Origin of the sequence: Micromonospora parva, assembly GCF_000718515.1 — a bacterium.
In the GTDB taxonomy this organism is placed as follows: domain Bacteria; phylum Actinomycetota; class Actinomycetes; order Mycobacteriales; family Micromonosporaceae; genus Micromonospora; species Micromonospora parva.
This window is the reverse complement of record NZ_JNZS01000020.1, coordinates 42,221-58,704: the sequence shown is the minus strand read 5'-3', so window position 1 is coordinate 58,704 and position 16,484 is coordinate 42,221. Positions and strand designations below refer to the sequence as shown.

Annotated in this window: 12 protein-coding genes; 3 read left to right on the top strand and 9 right to left on the bottom strand. The window is 72.1% G+C overall.

Going from position 1 to position 16,484, the window contains the following annotated elements; translation table 11 throughout:
- Position 1 precedes the first annotated feature (1 nt).
- Complete coding sequence (locus IF22_RS0124505; protein ID WP_030335860.1) at positions 2 to 2,485, top strand: DNA gyrase/topoisomerase IV subunit A; 2,484 nt, start codon at positions 2 to 4, stop codon at positions 2,483 to 2,485.
- 260 nt (positions 2,486 to 2,745) lie between these two features.
- Here the strand turns inward: IF22_RS0124505 and IF22_RS0124495 are convergent, their stop codons facing one another.
- Positions 2,746 to 5,559, bottom strand: a complete 2,814-nt coding sequence (locus IF22_RS0124495) for an AfsR/SARP family transcriptional regulator (protein ID WP_030335858.1) — start codon at positions 5,557 to 5,559, stop codon at positions 2,746 to 2,748.
- Positions 5,560 to 5,908: 349 nt separating this feature from the next.
- On the opposite strand from IF22_RS0124495, the gene IF22_RS33365 reads away from it, so the two are divergent.
- The gene (locus tag IF22_RS33365) at positions 5,909 to 6,247 is read left to right on the top strand and encodes a peptidoglycan-binding domain-containing protein (RefSeq protein WP_245233726.1); all 339 of its coding nucleotides are present in this window, start codon (positions 5,909 to 5,911) and stop codon (positions 6,245 to 6,247) included.
- A gap of 146 nt (positions 6,248 to 6,393) precedes the next feature.
- On the opposite strand, the gene IF22_RS0124485 is transcribed toward IF22_RS33365, so the two are convergent.
- From IF22_RS0124485 to pseB, 7 genes are read right to left on the bottom strand one after another with little or no spacing between them, the layout of a single operon-like run.
- Entirely contained in the window at positions 6,394 to 7,029 is a 636-nt protein-coding gene (locus IF22_RS0124485; RefSeq protein WP_030335857.1) for an alpha-ketoglutarate-dependent dioxygenase AlkB, read from the bottom strand.
- Positions 7,030 to 7,084: 55 nt separating this feature from the next.
- Positions 7,085 to 8,140: a PseG/SpsG family protein gene (locus tag IF22_RS0124480; RefSeq protein WP_030336033.1), complete on the bottom strand. Its 1,056-nt coding sequence runs from the start codon at positions 8,138 to 8,140 to the stop codon at positions 7,085 to 7,087.
- Positions 8,137 to 8,901 carry a cytidylyltransferase domain-containing protein gene (locus IF22_RS0124475; protein WP_280940613.1) on the bottom strand — a complete coding sequence of 255 codons (765 nt, stop codon included), beginning with the start codon at positions 8,899 to 8,901 and terminating at the stop codon, positions 8,137 to 8,139. Before IF22_RS0124475 ends, IF22_RS0124480 begins: the two co-directional genes overlap by 4 nt.
- Complete coding sequence (locus IF22_RS0124470) at positions 8,898 to 10,724, bottom strand: class I SAM-dependent methyltransferase (RefSeq protein ID WP_030335855.1); 1,827 nt, start codon at positions 10,722 to 10,724, stop codon at positions 8,898 to 8,900. The genes IF22_RS0124475 and IF22_RS0124470 overlap by 4 nt, the downstream gene beginning before the upstream one ends.
- On the bottom strand, positions 10,714 to 11,562 hold the full coding sequence (locus tag IF22_RS0124465; RefSeq protein WP_030335854.1) for a hypothetical protein: 849 nt from the start codon (positions 11,560 to 11,562) through the stop codon (positions 10,714 to 10,716). The genes IF22_RS0124470 and IF22_RS0124465 overlap by 11 nt, the downstream gene beginning before the upstream one ends.
- A 10-nt stretch (positions 11,563 to 11,572) precedes the next feature.
- Positions 11,573 to 12,730: a DegT/DnrJ/EryC1/StrS family aminotransferase gene (locus IF22_RS0124460; RefSeq protein ID WP_030335853.1), complete on the bottom strand. Its 1,158-nt coding sequence runs from the start codon at positions 12,728 to 12,730 to the stop codon at positions 11,573 to 11,575.
- Positions 12,730 to 13,710 carry a UDP-N-acetylglucosamine 4,6-dehydratase (inverting) gene (pseB, locus tag IF22_RS0124455; RefSeq protein WP_030335851.1) on the bottom strand — a complete coding sequence of 327 codons (981 nt, stop codon included), beginning with the start codon at positions 13,708 to 13,710 and terminating at the stop codon, positions 12,730 to 12,732. The genes IF22_RS0124460 and pseB overlap by 1 nt, the downstream gene beginning before the upstream one ends.
- Positions 13,711 to 14,075: 365 nt before the next feature.
- Between pseB and IF22_RS0124450 the strand changes: the two genes are divergently transcribed.
- Positions 14,076 to 15,812, top strand: a complete 1,737-nt coding sequence (locus tag IF22_RS0124450) for a hypothetical protein (protein ID WP_167337336.1) — start codon at positions 14,076 to 14,078, stop codon at positions 15,810 to 15,812.
- 102 nt (positions 15,813 to 15,914) lie between these two features.
- On the opposite strand, the gene IF22_RS0124445 is transcribed toward IF22_RS0124450, so the two are convergent.
- Positions 15,915 to 16,424 carry a peptide chain release factor 2 gene (locus IF22_RS0124445; protein ID WP_030335847.1) on the bottom strand — a complete coding sequence of 170 codons (510 nt, stop codon included), beginning with the start codon at positions 16,422 to 16,424 and terminating at the stop codon, positions 15,915 to 15,917.
- Between the last annotated feature and the right edge of the window lie 60 nt (positions 16,425 to 16,484).

The following is a 16,484-nucleotide window of genomic DNA, read 5'->3' as shown; positions in this document are numbered from 1 at the left end:
CATGGCACGCCGTAAGGAAAACAAGGTCGACCTCTCCTCGTTCGACCAGGCCGGCGCGCGGGTCTTCGACAATCCGCTGGTCACCGAGGTTTCCGACTCCTACCTGGAGTACGCGTTCTCGGTCATCCACTCCCGCGCCCTGCCCGACGCCCGCGACGGCCTCAAGCCCGTGCACCGGCGCATCCTCTGGTCGATGTACGAGCAGGGTTACCGCCCCGACCGTGGGCACGTGAAGTCCGCCCGAATTGTCGGGGATGCGATGGGTAAGTACCATCCGCACGGCGACACGGCGATCTACGACGCCATGGTGCGCCTCGCCCAGGACTTCTCGCTCAACGTGCCGCTCATCGACGGGCACGGCAACTTCGGCAGCCCTGACGACGGCCCGGCAGCATCGCGGTACACCGAAGCGCGGATGTCCCGCGAGGCCATGCTGCTCGTCGGTGAGCTGGGCGAGGACACCGTCGACGTCGAGCCCAACTACGACGGGTCGCTGACCCAGCCGACGGTGCTGCCGGCGGCCTTTCCCAACCTGCTGGTCAACGGCGCGTCCGGGATCGCGGTCGGGATGGCCACCAACATGATCCCGCACAACCTGGCGGAGGTCGTCTCCGCCGCCCGCTGGCTGATCAACCACCCGGACGCCACTCTGGACAAACTCATGGAGTTCGTCCCTGGCCCCGACCTGCCCACCGGCGGGGTGCTGCTGGGCCTGGACGAGGTGCGCCGGGCGTACGAGACCGGGCGCGGCGTGGTGCGGATGCGCGGCAAGGTGGAGATCGGCCCGATCGAGGGCAGCCGGGGCCGCCAGGCGATCACCGTGGTCGAGCTGCCCTACGGCGTCGGCGCGGAGAAGGTCATCGCCGCGATCACCAACGAGGTCACCAAGACCAAGCGGCTGACCGGCATCGCCGACGTCAAGGACCTCACCGACCGGGAGAGCGGCACCCGGCTCGTCGTCGAGTGCAAGGTCGGCGTCAACCCGCAGGCGCTGCTCGCCGACCTCTACCGGCTGACCCCGCTGGAGCAGTCGTTCGGCGTCAACAACCTGGTCCTGGTCGACGGGCAGCCGCGCACGCTGGGTCTCAAGGCGCTGCTGGAGGTCTTCCTGTCGCACCGCTACGAGGTGGTCACCCGACGCACCTCGTACCGCCGCCGCAAGCGTCAGGAGCGGCTGCACCTGGTCGACGGTCTGCTGATCGCGCTGCTGGACATCGACGAGGTGGTCCGGCTGATCCGGGGCAGCGACGACGCGCAGGCCGCGAAGGACGGGCTGATGAGCCGGTTCGGCCTCTCCGACATCCAGGCCACGTACATTCTGGACACCCCGCTGCGTCGGCTGACCAAGTTCGACCGGATCGAGCTGGAGGCCGAGCAGGAACGGCTGCGCGGCGAGATCGCCGAGCTGAGCAAGATCCTCGACGACGAGCGGGTGCTCCGCAAGGTGGTCTCCGACGAGTTGGCGTCAGTGGTCAAGCAGTTCGGCACCGACCGTCGGACGACGCTCGTCGACGGTGACCTGAAGGAGGTGCTGGCCGCGTCCGCGCCGGCCGGCCCGCTGGAGGTCGCCGACGATCCGTGCCAGGTGATCCTCTCGGCGACCGGGCTGGTCGCCCGGACCGCTGCCGAGTCGGAGGAGAGCGCCGAGGGGCGTCGCCGCAACGGCCGGGTCAAGCACGACACGGTACGCGCCATCGTGCATTCCACCGCCCGGGGCCGGGTGCTGCTGTTGACCAGCGCCGGTCGGGCGTTCAAGGTCGACGTCCTGCCGCTGCCGGTGCTGCCCGAGCAGGCGGGCACGGTGTCACTGCGGGGTGGTATGTCGGCGGCCGAGCTGGTGCCGTTGGCGGCGGGGGAGACCGTCGTCGGCCTGGCGCCGCTCGGCGGGCAGGCGGATGGCTCCCCGGGGCTGGCGTTGGGCACCCGGCAGGGCGCGGTGAAGATCTGCGCGCCGGAGTGGCCGGTGCGCTCCGACGAGTTCGAGGTGATCGGTCTGCGCGACGGTGACGAGGTGGTCGGTGCGACCTGGCTGACCGACGGCGCCGAGACGTTGACGTTCGTCACCTCGGAGGCGTCGCTGCTGCGCTTCCCCGCCGGGTTGGTCCGCCCGCAGGGCCTCAAGGGCGGTGGTATGGCTGGCATCAACCTGCCGGCCGGCGCGCGGGTGGTGTTCTTCGGCGCGGTGCGCACCGACGACCCGGGGCATGGCGATCCGATGGTGGTGACCTCCACCGGCGCGACGGTGAAGGTGACGCCGTTCAAGGCGTACCCGGCGAAGGGTCGGGCGACCGGCGGCGTGCGCGCGCACCGCTTCCTCAAGGGTGAGACGGACGTGGCCGTTGCCTGGGTGGGCCCGCGACCGGTCGGCGCGACCGGCACCGGCGACCCGGTGGAGCTGCCCGCGGCGGATCCTCGGCGCGACGGCAGCGGCTTCGCGGTGATGCTCGGCCCGACGGTGGTGGGTCACCTGATCGAGCGCGACTGACCCACCCACCTGAGGCGTCGCCCGAGCGTGCCAGGTCCGCCGAAGATCGTGCTCGATCCTGGAAGTAGTGGCATCACCGACGCGGTGATGCCACTCGATCCTGGATCGAGCACGATCATGGGGAGCGGGGTTTCCGGAAGAGCGCTATGGTGGGGCCCTCTGTTGTCGGCGGCGGTGGAGATCCCGATGGTCGGCCACGGCTACAGCCTGAACGTCGCGGTAGCCGGCTCCCTGGTCCTCTACAAGTTAGCCGGCCTCCTCTAGCACAAGGCGAGACGTTCGAGGCGGCGGCGGACCTCCTCGGCTGCGGGGTCGCGCACGTCCTCGTAGATCCGCGCGGCCAGGCGCCAAGCGGCAGCGGCGGCGTTCCGGTCGCCCATCCCTTCCCGGGTGTCCCCGAGCCGGATGAGGGTTTCCGCCTCGTGGTACCGGTCCGCGGAGGCGCGAAAGAGGTGGATCGCCTGCTCGTAGCAGTCGACCGCGCGGTCGCGTTCACCGAGGCGGTCGTAGGCGAACCCGAGGCTGTCCAGCGTCGCGGCCTGACCGTTGCGGTCGTCGGTCCGGCGTTGCTGGTCGAGGGCCTCGCTGCAGCTGGCGATGGCCTGGACGTAATCGCCGGTGGTGGCGAGCAGCCAACCGATCGCGTTCAGGGTCCGGGCTTCGCCCGCGTGGTTGCCGACGAGCCGGTAGAGCCGCAGCGCCTCGCGACCGTGTGTGAGCGCCTCGTCGAGCCGGCCGTCCAGGTAGCAGAGTTCGCAGTAGTTGTGCAGCGTCTGGGCCTGACCGATCGGGTCGCCGAGCCGTTCGTGCAGCTCAAGCGCGCGCTTGAGCCGGTGCTCGGCCGTGGTGCGGTCGCCCAGTCGGATCAGTGCGCGGGAGAGCAGCCGGTTGGCGACGGCCTGTCCGGCGAGGTCGTCGATCTTCTCCGCGGCCGTCAGCGCGACACTCTGGATGGCGAGTTGGTCCTGCCAGAGGCCGCGCGGCGCCGAGAAGGTGGTCAGCGCCCACGCGATCTGCCAGGCGTACGCTTCGAAGCCGTTCTGGGCGGCCTGTCGGACCACCCGGACCAGCACCCGATGCTCCGCCGTGAACCAGGCGAGTGCGCCGTCGTGATCGGTCACCGGCCGCCTGGCGGGTACGGGAAGCGGGGCCACCGGCTCGATTGGGGGCCACTGCGGCTGCAACAGCAGGGCGGCCGGGTAGGCGGCGTGCAGGTAGTGGTCGTACAGGCGCTGTCGGGCTGCGACGTGTTCGTCGCCGCGTTCCGACGACTGCGCGAGTTCGGCAGCGTAGGCGCGCAGGAGGTCGTGGAAGGCGAACCGGCCGGGCGTGTGTTCCGTCAGCAGGTGGAGCCGGGTCAGTTCCCGCAGGATCGGTGTGACGGCGGTGGCCGGCACGCCGGCGAGCGCCGAGGCCGCGGCGGCGGTCAGGTCCGGGCCCGGATGCAGCCCCAGCAGGGTGAACAGCCGGGCCGCGTCCGCACCGAGGGCCAGGAACGACCACGAGAAGACGCGCCGGACGTCGCCGTCGGCCAGCGCGTCCAGCCGTGCCTCGGCCGAGTGCAGTTCGGCGGCGATCGCGCTGAGCGGAAACGTGGGATGGGTCGCGGCACGCGCCGCGACGATCGACAGTGCCAGCGGAAGCCGGCCTGCGGCCTCGATGATGTCGGCCACGGCCCCTGACGCGGAGGCTAGCCGGTTGTCCCCGAGACGTCTGGCCAGCAGGCTCATCGACTCCTCCGCCGTGAGCACGTCCAGTGTCAACGGCGTGGCGCACTCGCTGGCGACCAGGCCGCCGAGTCGGTCACGGCTGGTTACCACGACCATGCAGCGGCCCGCGCCGGGCAGCAGGGCGCGCACCTGGGCGGAGTCGCGAGCGTTGTCGAGCACCAGGAGCATCCGACGGGAGGCCAGCAGGCTGCGGTAGAGACCAGTCCGCGCCTCCGTGTCGGAGGGTATCCGCGCGTGGGGCACGCCGAGCGCTTCGAGGAAGCCGGACAGGGCGTCGGCCGGGGACACCAGGCCGACTTCGTCGTAGCCGCGAAGGTTCACATAGAGCTGGCCGTCCGGGAAACGGTCGGCCACCCGGTGCGCCCAGTGCAACGCCAGGGTGGTCTTGCCGACTCCGGCCATGCCGGACACCACAGAGATGGTCACGCTCGTGGGCAACTCGGCCCCGCCGCTCAGCAGCCTGTCGAGGCTCGCCAACTCGACGCTGCGTCCGACGAACTCCGGCACCGCACGTGGCAGTTGCTCGGGACGTTGATGGAGCGGCCCCACCGCCGTGCCCGACGCCGGCCGGTCCGGCCCCGTCGGTGGTTGCGCCGTCAGTCCCGGGCGGTGATGCAGGATGTCGTCGTACAGTGCGACGAGCTCGGGTGCGGGATCGAGGCCGGTCTCCTCGGCCAGTTTCTGTCGGGCCTGCCGGTAGGCGTCCAGCGCGCCGGCCACGTCTCCGATGCGGTACAGGCCCACCATCAGTTGGCCCCACGCCCGCTGTCGCAGCGGGTGCCTGTCGAGCAGGCCGCGTAACCGGTGCACGACGTCGGCCGACGCGCCGAGGGCCAGCATCGCCTCGGCGTGGTCCTCCTCGACGAGCAGCCGGCGCTCCTCCAGTTGCGCCACCCGCCGCGCCAGCCGTGGGCGCAGTGGCAGGTCGGACAGTGGTGCACCACGCCACAGGCGTAGCGCGTCGGAGAGTTCGGCCTCGGCCCGGTCCAGGTCGGCAGCGGCGAGCGCCTCTCGGCCCCGTGCCGCCGCGGCGTCGAACAGGTCCAGGTCCCGTTCGCCGGGGCCCACCCGCAGCAGGTAGCCGCCGGCCGCGGCGGTTATCCCGTCCCAGGTCGCCCCACCGCCCAGTGACCGCCGTAGTCCGCGTACGTAGGTGCGCAGGTTCGCGGCGGCCGACGGCGGCTCGTCGTCGCCCCACAGCATCGCTGTCAACTCGTCGGTGCCGACGACCTCATTCGGGCGCAGCAACAGGGTCGCCAGCAGGAGACGCTGCTTCACCGAGCCCAGTGGAACCGACCGGCCGTCGTGGTACACCCGGAACGGGCCGAGGAGTTCGAAACGCAACCAGGCACCTCACCTGTGGGCACTGCCATGTGCTGCCACGTTTACAACACCCGGACAACGCGGGCGAGCGGATGTCTGTACGCCAGTTGTGCGGCGGTTGTACGGGGCCCACCGTACCGTTCTACCGTCCGCACCGCCCCATCCACGAGCGTCCACCCCTTGCCCCCGGTCGACTCGTCTCGTCGTGCCCGGGGTGGGACCGCGTGGCCGGCCGCCTGAGGGCCGATGTGGCCGGTTTGACCCCTCGTCATCGTCCCGACGACCCGAACATCAGATTGGATCACACTCAATGAAATCCAGGATTGCCGCGCTACTGACGGCCGTCGCACTGGCATTCACAGCAATGGTCGTGACAGCAGGTCCGGCCTCCGCCGCCACGGCCCCGTGCCGCCAGTACAGCTACGGCTACGGCGGAACCGGCAACTGCGTCAAGGCCATTCAGGGCATCGCGAACGTCCTCTCGATCACCAACGCTGCGCGGTCCGAGGCGGGTCCGGTCGCCCGGGACGGTCGCTTCGGCTCCCAGACGCAGGCCGCGATCATCAAGATCCAGCGTGCGGCGGGCATCGCCGTCGACGGATACGTCGGCCCGCAGACGTGGCGGGCGCTCTGCTACTACGGGGCGTTCTGGGGACACGACATGCAGGCCAAGGCCGACTACCGCTGGGCGAAGTCGTACGCCTGCTGATCCGCCCATCAGCCGGCTGCGACGCAGCTGCCGACCAGCGACTCGCAAGGTAGGTCCGGACGCGGGGGGTGTCCGGACCTACCTTGCGGTTCCCCCGGCCTCATCGCCGTCGCGGCGGTGGGGCGGCTGCCGCCCGAGGGCCAAGGTCAGGCGACGTTGTGGGGGCGGAACTGAACGCTCACGCGAGGGCCCACCGGGCGGGTGGTCTTGGGGATGGCGTGCTCCCAGGTGCGTTGACACGAGCCGCCCATGACGATCAGGTCGCCGTGGCCCACCGGGAAGCGGAGGCTCTCACCGCCGCCGCGTGGGCGGAGCAGCAGCGGTCGGGGCGCTCCGAAGGAGACGATCGCGACGATGGTGTCGCTGTGCGCGGAACGGCCGATGGTGTCGCCGTGCCAGGCCACGCTGTCGCGCCCGGAGCGGTAGAGGCACATGCCGGCGGTGACGAAGGGCTCGCCCAACTCGGGCGCGTAGTGGCTGGTCAGCGCGGCCCGCGCGGCGGTGAGCACGGGGTGGGGGAGTTGCCGTGCGCCGTCGTACCAGCAGAGCAGCCGGGGCACGTCGACCTCGGCGTCATACATGGTGCGCCGCTCGGCCCGCCAGGGCACCTCGGTGAGCAGGGTGTCGAGGACCGAGTCGGAGCCGCGCACCCAGCCGGGGAGGTGGTCGACCCAGGCGCCCCGGCTGAGCTGGTGTCGGCGGATCTGGCCGGGCAGTGGTCCCAGTGTGGGCCCGGCGTCGGCCAGGTCGAGCATCGACGGCTGGTAGGCGGCCTGCGTCATGCAGCCACCCTAGCAGCAGTTTCGTACACCCGTGCGAATGGTGGCGGTGGCGCGGTCAGCGCGGCACGGCGACACGCACCGCGTCGAACACCGCGTCCACGACCCGGGCCCGGCCGTGCCCGTCGACCGTGGACCAGGCGCGCGCGGTGAGCGTCGCCCGCCGCTGCGGCGAGCTGAGCAGCCCGTGCAGGGTCCGCGCCGCCGTGGCGCGGGCGGCGCGTCCGGCGACACCGCCGGCGGTCAGCTCCGGCAGTTCGCCGAGGCCGGCGGCCAGGCCGTGCCGTACCACCCGGGTGTACGACTCACGTTGGTTGTCGACCACGCAGACCAGGGCGCTGGGGGCGCCCAGGCAGCAGAGTTCCCAGGTGGACGTGCCGGCGGCGCTGACCACCAGGTCGGCTCCGGTGATCAGGGCCGGCAGCGAGGTGGTGGGCGGGACCGGTCGGATGATCTGCCCCCGCCCGGGGGTGACGTCCTCGATCTCCGCTTCGATCTCGGGTCGCCCGACGATGACCGTGAGGTCCATCGGATGCCCGGCGGCCACCAGCACCCGGGTCAGCACCGGGGCGGCACCCACCGCGTCGGTACCGCCGAAGAAGGCCAGCACCCGGGGGCGGCTGACCGCCGTGGCGGGCGGGGCGACCGGCGGTCGGGCGTTGATCACGCTGTCGCGCAGCAGGGCGTACCCGCTGCCGGCGAGCAGCCGGCCCGGCAGCCCCGGCAGCTCCGCGCCGAAGTTCTGGTCGAGGTAGAGATCGGCGACCTGGCCCCGGCTGTCGCCGTCGATGATGGCGACCGTGTACACACCGGCGGCGCGAAGCGCGCCCGCGCCGGCCGGGTCCAGGTCGTAGGAGTCGAGGACCAGCACGTCCAGTTCGTGTCGGCGGGCCGCCTCGACCAGATCGGCCGCCGAGTCCGGGCCGGGGAGCAGCGGGATGCCCCGCGCGGCCAGCTCCGCGGTGGCCCAGTCGAGCCGTTCGACGGTGCCGAACACCGTGACGTCGGCGCCCCGGGCGAGGAACTCCTCGGCGAGCGCCAGGCAGCGGACGAGATGGCCGACACCGCGCCGGGGGCCGGCGTCGCAGCGCAACCCGACCCGCACAGTGCTCAGGACTCCTCCAGTTGCTTCTGTCGGACGTCGGCGTTGAGCGCGCGCAGCCGGGGCTGACCGTCGAGCCAGTCGGTGAGCTTGGCCAGCGGCACGCTGACGTCCCCGAAGTGGTCGATGATCGCGCTGACCAGCGCCCAGTCCTGCTCGGTGTCGAGGGTCAGCCGCAGTGCGGAGCGGTCCGGGGTGAGCGTCACCCCGAGCACCCGGAACAGCTCCGGGTGGGTGTACGCGTACGAGGTGACGTGCACCCGGTGGTGGTCGGTGGCGAGCCGGCCCAGGGTGCGGAGCGTCTCCGCTCGGATGATCTCGACGTCCAGCCCACGGGGCAGGGTCCGGGCGATCGACGTGCTCGCGTAGTCCAGCCCGGGGACCGCCCGGTACACCGACGCGACCAGGTTGATGATCTCCGGGTCGAGCAGCGGGCAGTCGGCGGTGAACCGCATGACGGCGTCCCCCGGGTGCGCCGCGAGGGCGCCCACGAACCGGTCCAGCACGTCGTCGACCGGCCCGCGGTGGCACGGCACGTCCAGCCGCGCGCACTCGTCGGCCACCGCGTCGTCGACAGTGTCGGTGCTGGTGGCGACCACCAGGTCGGCGAGGACACCGCTGTCCTGGGCGGCGCGGACCACCCGGCCCAGTACGGACCGTCCGGCGAGCGGGCGGAGCACCTTGCCGGGCAGCCGGGACGAACCCATGCGCGCCTGCACGATGCCGACGATCCGTGGCGGCGTGCCGGTCCCGGGCGGCGGTACGCCGGTCACTGCTGCTCCTCCTGCTTGGGGGCGAGCACCGCGATGGCCCGGCGTTTGGCGGCGCGGGCGCCCCGTTTGGCCAGCCGGGCCGGGGTGATGGCGAGCCGACCCACCCGGTAGCTGATCGACCCGCTGAGCAGGCTGATCGTGGTCTCGGCCCGGCGCAGCGCCCGTTCCCGTGAGGTGAGCAGTTCCTCGGTCCACGCGGTCAACGCGGCCAACCGGGTGAGTTCCTCGCGCTGGCGCAGCCACGCCTCACGCAGCTGCTGGTAGCTGTGCCCGCCGATGGGTGGGTCGGTCGGGGCGACGGCGTGCAGCTCGGTGGCGAGGTCGGCAGTGCCTGCGGCGTCCAGCCCGTGCAGGGCCGCGGCGATGGCCGCCTCGGCGTCGACCGCCTCGCTGACTGTCGCCCGGTCGAGGTCGTGGCCGGCGAGGCCGCCGAGCACAACGGTCAGGCCCGCCACGTCGAGGGTGGACGGCCATGGATGGGCGTACCCGCCGGTGAGCAGGCCCGTGGCGAAGCGCCACAGCGCGCGGGCGAGCACCACGTCGGCGGGGAGCGCGGCGGTGACCCGCCAGCTGGGGTCGAGCACCGCGTACCGCTCGCCGTCGAACACGACGTTGTCGGTGCCGGCCAGCGCCGCCGCGCCGGCGATCCGGCCGTCGGCGTCGGCCTGGTCGGTGAGCCAGCCCGCGTACCCCCGCAGCAGCGCGCGCACCGTGCCCAGGTCGCGGCGCACTGCGGCGTCGAGCAGCACGGTACGCAGCAGCCGGCCGGACGGCACCGGCCCGGACAGCGCGTCCGCGTCCCGGTAGGCGGCCTTCCCGCTGGCGAACGGTGCGCCGGCCGGGGTCCTCGGGTCGCTGGTGGGGATGAGTCCCCAGCGCCAACCGGAGGGGCCGTGCAGCACCTCGAGCACGCCGATCCCGGGACGGCCGGTCTGCACGAGCGCCACCGGCAGGTCCCGGTCGGCGGTCGGCGTGCTCGGGTCCTCCGGGTCGGCGGGGCGGTGGGCGAGGGTCAGCCAACCCGGCGCGAGGTCGGCGGCGCGCCCGGCGTGCAACGCGTCCACGGCCAGCCGGGCCGGGTCCTGGAGCACTGTGGCGCTGGTGAAACCCCCGGCGCAGGCACCGTGCAGCACCGCGTCGAACAGACCGGAGCCGGCGTCCCGGTCGAGGTGGTCGGCGTCCAGCAGGGCCGTCGGGGTGCTGACATCGGGGTACGCGGCCCAGCACGTGGCCGGCATCAGCCCCGCCACGCTGAGCCGCTCGCGCAGCTGGTCCCGGTTGGCCGGGCGGGCGCGGTCCAGCACGCCGCCGATCGCCCAGGCGGCATCGTCGCGCCGGGCGTACCAGGGGGTGGTGTCGACCAACCGGTGCAGGCCCAGCGGGTTGTCCAGGCGCAGCAGCAACGCGCCACCCGGTCGCAGTACGGCGACCAGTCGGGCCAGCACGCCGTCCCAGCCGAGCTGGGTGCCCTCCACCGACTCCACCGGGTCCAGTCCGGCGGCCGCGATGACCACGTCGTACGTCTCGTCGTCGGGCAGCCCGGCCGGGCCACCCACCACCAGGCGGGCCGCCCGGTGCGCCAGCGCCACCGCGTCCGGGTGGCTGCGCAGCAGGCAGGTCACCTCGGCGTGGGCGAGCTGGTCGAGCAGCGCCGGGTCGTGTGGGCCGGCCACCAGGACCCGGGCGCCGGGCGGCACCAGCCGGGCGGCCAGCGCGGCGAGCGGCCCACCGTCGGCCAGCCGTTCCTGCGGCAGGTCGGACCAGGCCAGCATCTCGCCGCCCGGCAGGGTGATCCGGCCGGCGGGTGCCGTCTCAGTCGTCACGGTCTTCCTCTTCCTCCTGGAGGTTCGCCCAACCGAGCAGCTCGCGCAGCTCGGCCGGCGTGCAGCGGTGGTCGGTGCCCAGCTCGGCGCGGGCGATCTCGACCGCGGTGGGCAGGTCGACAGTGCTGCCGTGCAGCTGCGGCCACTGCCGCCGGATCCGCGCGGTGCCGCCGAAGGTGGGGTCCTCGTTGGACAGGATCATCGGGTCGCCGTAGACGGCTGGTTCACACCCCGCCGCGATGCCGTAGAAGATCGCGCTGGTCAGCCGGTTGGAGGCGACCCGGCGGTGCCGGCGCAGCTCGGTGAGCTGTCGGTCGAGGAAGTCCGGGTCGGTGTCCTTCCACCAGTGCCCCCGGTAGCCGTGGCAGATCACCCGGAATCCGGCGCGTTCGTAGAGCCGGCGCACGTTGCGCATGCGGTACTCGTGCCAGTAGAGGCAGACCGTCACCGGGCCGGGTTCGGTGTCCCGGATCAGGGCGATCAGTTTGCGGTGGTCGCCCTTGACGTGCTGCCCCTCCCAGCCGTGGAACGGGTACCAGATGGTGCCTTCGCGCTCTTCGGCCGGTGGGTCCTCGCGTCGCAGGGCCAGCAGGTAGACGAACGGCGCGCCCATGACGACCACGTTGCGTCGCCCCACGGACCAGGCGCGGCGACGGGTCTGCTCCGACCAGAGCAGGCTGGGGGTGCGCTCGGCGTACGGGTGCCCGGGGGCCAGACCGTCACCGATGTTCCAGCCGTGCTGCACGTACCCGTTGATCCGGGGTGGGTGCCGGTCGCCGAGGCCGGCGTAGCGGGCCAGCACGTGCGCGTGGCCGTAGAAGTGGTTGGCGTGGTGCATCAGGTTCCCATCAGGCGGCGGTACGCACCGAGCCGACCCGCACCGCGGCGGTCAGCGCGTCGATGACGCGGTCCTGGTCGGCGTCGCTGAGCCCCGGGTAGAGCGGCAGCGACAGCTGTTGGGAGTAGAACGACTCGGCCACCGGGCAGGAGCCACGTCGGTAACCCAGGTCGGCGAAGGCCGGGTGCCAGTGCACCGGGATGTAGTTGACCTGGACCCCGATGCCGGCGGCCCGCATCCGGTCGTACACCTCGCGGCGGCGACCGTCGAGCACCCGGATCGGGTAGAGGTGCCAGGCCGGGTCGGCCCACGGTTTGCGGGTGGGCAGCAGGACGCCGTCCAGGTCGGCCAGTGCCTCGTCGTAGCGGGCGACCAGAGCGCTGCGCCGGGCGGTGAACTCGCCGAGGCGACGCAGTTGACTGCGTCCCAGGGCGCAGAGCACGTCGGGCAGCCGGTAGTTCAGCCCGAACTCGTGGACCTCCTGGTGCCAGCCGCCCTCGTCCGGGAACCGCAGGTCGTCGCGTTCGCGGACCACGCCGACGCCACGGAACCGGCGGGCCCGCTTCAGGACCTGCGGGTCCAGTGCGGCGACGGCACCACCCTCGGCGGTGGTCAGGTTCTTGGTGGGGAAGAACGAGAACGTGGTCAGGTCGGCGAGCGAACCCACCGGCCGGCCGCGGTACGTGCCGCCGATCGAGTGCGCCGCGTCGGCGAGGAGCAGCGCGTCACTGCCCTTGACCGACGTGCGCAACGCGTCGTAGTCGGCGGGGTGGCCGGCGTAGTCGACCGCCGCGACGACAGTGGTGCGGGAGGTGACAGCGGCGGCGGCCGCCGCCGGGTCGAGGCAGAACGTCTCGTCCTCGACGTCCGCGAAGACGATCTTCGCGCCGAGGGCGGCGGCGCTGCTGGCCGTCGCCACGAACGTCATCGGCGGGACGACCACCTCGTCGCCCGGTCCCACCCCGGCTGCCGCGTACGCCACGTGCAATGCCGCGGTGCCGTTGGAGACGGCGGCGACGCCGACCCCGCCGGTCCACCGGGCCAGGTCGGCCTCGAAGGCGTCGACCTGCGGGCCGGTGGTGAGCCAGTCGCCGCGCAGCACGTCGGCGACCGCCGCGATGTCGTCCTCGTTGATCGACTGCCGGCCGTACGGGAGCATCCCTGTCATCAGTTGATGCCGAGCATGTCGCGCAACTGCTCGACGGTGAGCCACTCGTCGTTGGTGTCCGACTGGTAGGCGAAGCCGTCCGGCACCGGGTCGCAGTCGACCGGTGCCTGGTAACCCCAGGTGGCGATGGTCGGCTGGACGATGAACCGCCCCTCGGCGCGCAGCGTCCGCCGGCTGTCGTCGGGCGCGATCATCTCCTCGTGCAGCTTCTCGCCCGGCCGGATTCCGATCTCGTGCGTGGTGGCGTCCGGGGCCACGGCCTCGACCAGGTCGAGGATGCGCATGCTCGGGATCCGTGGCACGAACAGCTCGCCACCCTGCATCTGGTCGAACGAGTCCATGACGAACTGCACGGCCTGGTCGAGGGTGATCCAGAAGCGGGTCATCCGCTTGTCGGTGATCGGCAGGCTCTTGCCCTCGGCGGCCAGCCGACGGAACAGCGGGACGACCGAGCCGCGGCTGCCCACCACGTTGCCGTAGCGCACCACCGCGAACCGGGTGGGGTGCTGGGCGGCGTAGTGGTTGGCCGAGACGAAGAGCTTGTCGCCGACCAGCTTCGTCGCGCCGTACAGGTTGATCGGGCTGGACGCCTTGTCGGTGGAGAGCGCGATGACCTTCTTGACACCGGCCTCGATCGCCGCGTCGACGACGTGCTGCGAGCCGGTGATGTTGGTCGCGATGTACTCCGAGGGGTTGTACTCGGCGGTGTCCACCTGCTTGAGCGCGGCGGCGTGCACCACGTGGTCCACACCGTGCATGGCCCGGGTGAGGCGGTGCCGGTCCCGGATGTCGCCGATGAACCAGCGCAGCCGCGGGTCGTCGCCGAGTTGCTGGCGCAGCTCGTACTGCTTGAGCTCGTCGCGGGAGAACACCACCACGCGGGCGGGGTCGGCCTCGTTGAGGATGTGCCGGAGGAACGTCCTGCCGAAGGAACCAGTTCCCCCGGTGATCAGAATGGACGATCCATTCAACTCACTCAATGTGGTGCTCCCGTGTTCGTGGATGAACGAGCGGCCCTGGGCCAGCCGACCGGGGTGACACGCTAGCCATGGCGGGTTAACTCCCCGGCGCTCGCGGGTGAACCGCAACCTCTGCTCCTGTGAATGCCGGACACCGCGCAGGCGAACACTTCCGGCCGCCCCGGATGTGGGCTGACCTGGCCGGATCCGACCGCTACAGTGGCCGCGCGAACGACCGGCGGCAGTGCGCGCGACCCGGTCCCGCGTTCACCCGACATCCACACCAGCTCGGTGCGAGCGGGCCAGCCAGTGCGGCACCGACGCCAGCCGACGAGCCTGACGGGCCGGCGCGGGGCCTGGTCCGGCCGGCAATTCTGGAGGCGTTGATGGCACCCGGTAGTGACGTGATCGACCGGCCGGTGGTGGTGGCCGAGACGCCCAGCGGTCTGCCCGCCAGGCGGTGGCTGGTGCCGCTGGTGCTGCTGGCCGGGTGGGTGCTCAGCGTGGCCTGGCGGATGTGGTTGTCCCGGCACATCGTGCTGCCGATCGCCCACACCGACGAGGACAGCTACCTGAACACCGCCCGCGCGCTGGCCGGCGGACCGGGCGGCTTCAGCAGCGAGAACGATCTGCTGCGTCGGGTCGGCTACCCGATGCTGATCTCGCCGGCGTTCCTGGGGGACCGGGATTTCACCGACAGCTACCGGATCGTCCAGCTGATCAACGCGATGGTGAACTCGACGCTGCTGCCGTTGGCGTACCTGTTCGGTCGCCGACTGTTCCAGCTGCGCCGGTCGTACGCGCTGCTCGGCGCGGTCGCGGCGGCGACCCTGCCGGCGACCGCCTTCTACGCGGGCGTCGCCATGATCGACGCGGTGCTGGCGCCGCTCGTGGTGGCCTGGCTGCTCGCCGTGCACCGCTGGATCGCCCGGCCCGGCCCGGTCGCCGCCGCCACCGTCGGCCTGCTGGTCGGTGGGTTCCATCTGCTGCACTCCCGTGGCCTGGTGATCGTGGCCGTGCACGCCGGACTGGTGCTGCTGCTGTTCGTCCGCCGCCGGATCAGTCCACCCGTGGTGCTCGCGGCGCTGCTGCCGGTCCTCGCCATGGCGCTCGTCAACGAGGCCGCCATCCGCCACCTCGGCGGCAGGGTCTACCTGCTCGGCAGCACCCCCGACGGCAGCACCTTCGAGGCGCTCGCCTCCGCCCAGGGGCTGGTCCGCACGAGCGCGGCGGTCACCACCCAGCTCTGGTACCTCGTGGTGATCACGTTCGGGATGGCCGGGGTGGCCTGGGCCGGTGCCGTGCGCGAGCTGTGGCGCCCCCGGCACGGCGACGCGGGCCGTTGGACGATGGGGGTGGCGCTGGTGGTGACCATCGGGGTGGCCGGTGGCGCGTCGGTCATCCTGTCCGGAGTCACCGGCAAGCCGTTGGACGCCATCTACGGCCGCTACGTGCAGATGCTGGCGCCGTTCTGGCTGCTGGTCGGCCTCGGGGTGCTGTTCACCGCCGGGTGGCGGGTGGTGCAGCGCCGGGCGGCCGTCGCGGTGGCGCTGCTGGTCGGTGGCGGTGCGCTGGTCGCCGCTCGACTCGCCTATGTGGCCAGCCAGGGCCACCGGTTGCGGTACGGCGGTTTCAGCGCGCCGGACCTGATGGCGTTGACCGGGGGCTGGCGGGAGCTGCGACCGGTGGTCGGTTCGCTGGTCGGCATCGCCGGCTGCGTGCTGCTGGTCGCCACGGTCCGGGTGCCCCGCCTGCGGCTGCCGATCCTCGGCGTCCTCGTGGCGGCCAACCTCGTCACGATGCAGGTGATCGACCAGCGGATCGTGCGGCCGACCGCCGAACGCACCCAGCCGACGCCCCGGGTGGCCGACGTCGGCGTACGCCCCGGTGAGCGGGTGTGGGCCTCGACCGGTGTGCAGTACATCCTCCGGTTCAACCTCAGCCACCAGGTGACCTGGACCGACGTGCGGTGGTTCGACGACGGGCGACCGCCGGCCGTGGCGCAGGTGGTCTTCGCCCGCTGGGCGCCCGGGCAGGCCGACGACTGGGACGGCACGGCGTACGGGTTCGTCCGGCTCGGCGGCAACCCGCAGCAGCACTGGGCGGCATGGCGGCGGGTCTGATCTGCCACGCCCCGGTGGACACCGCTGTCCGTGAACGGCGGATGTCCACCGGAAGCACTGTCGGTTAATGATTCCGGTCCATTACGCGAAAGTGTCCGACAATCAGCGCTGGCGGCGATCCTCCCGCGCCAGGGAAATCGGGATGACGGTGATTTCCCGGCCGTCGGTCAGCTCCTGTTTCGGGGTGCCCTCGACGAATCGGAAACGCCGGTTCATCTGTCGTACGACGGTATTGTGGCCGAGCACCTCGCCGTCGAGCCGGTCCAGGTGCAGGCCGTCGAAGGCGTACTCCACGGCCTCCCGCATGACCCCCAGCCAGGCGGGCAGCGTCTCATCCCGCCCGGCCAGCCCCTCGGCGTCGAGATAGAACCCCCACGCCCCGGTACGCGGGCCGTCCAGCCGCAGGTCGAAGAAGGTGACCACGCCGCAGGGGCGGTCGTCGCGCACGTACACCAGCACCCGTCGGGACGGGTCTTCGCGGACCGCCGACCACCACCGGGCGTGCTCCTCGGCGGTGATCTCGTGACTGGTCTTGCTGACCTGTCGATTGGTTTCCTGATTACGCCAGGACAACATCAGATGAACGTCGTCCGTCGTCGCTTCGCGCAGCACGTGCGTCTCGCTTTCCTAGCCGTTCACGTCGGGTGCCGGCACCTTACCCGGGCCTACCGG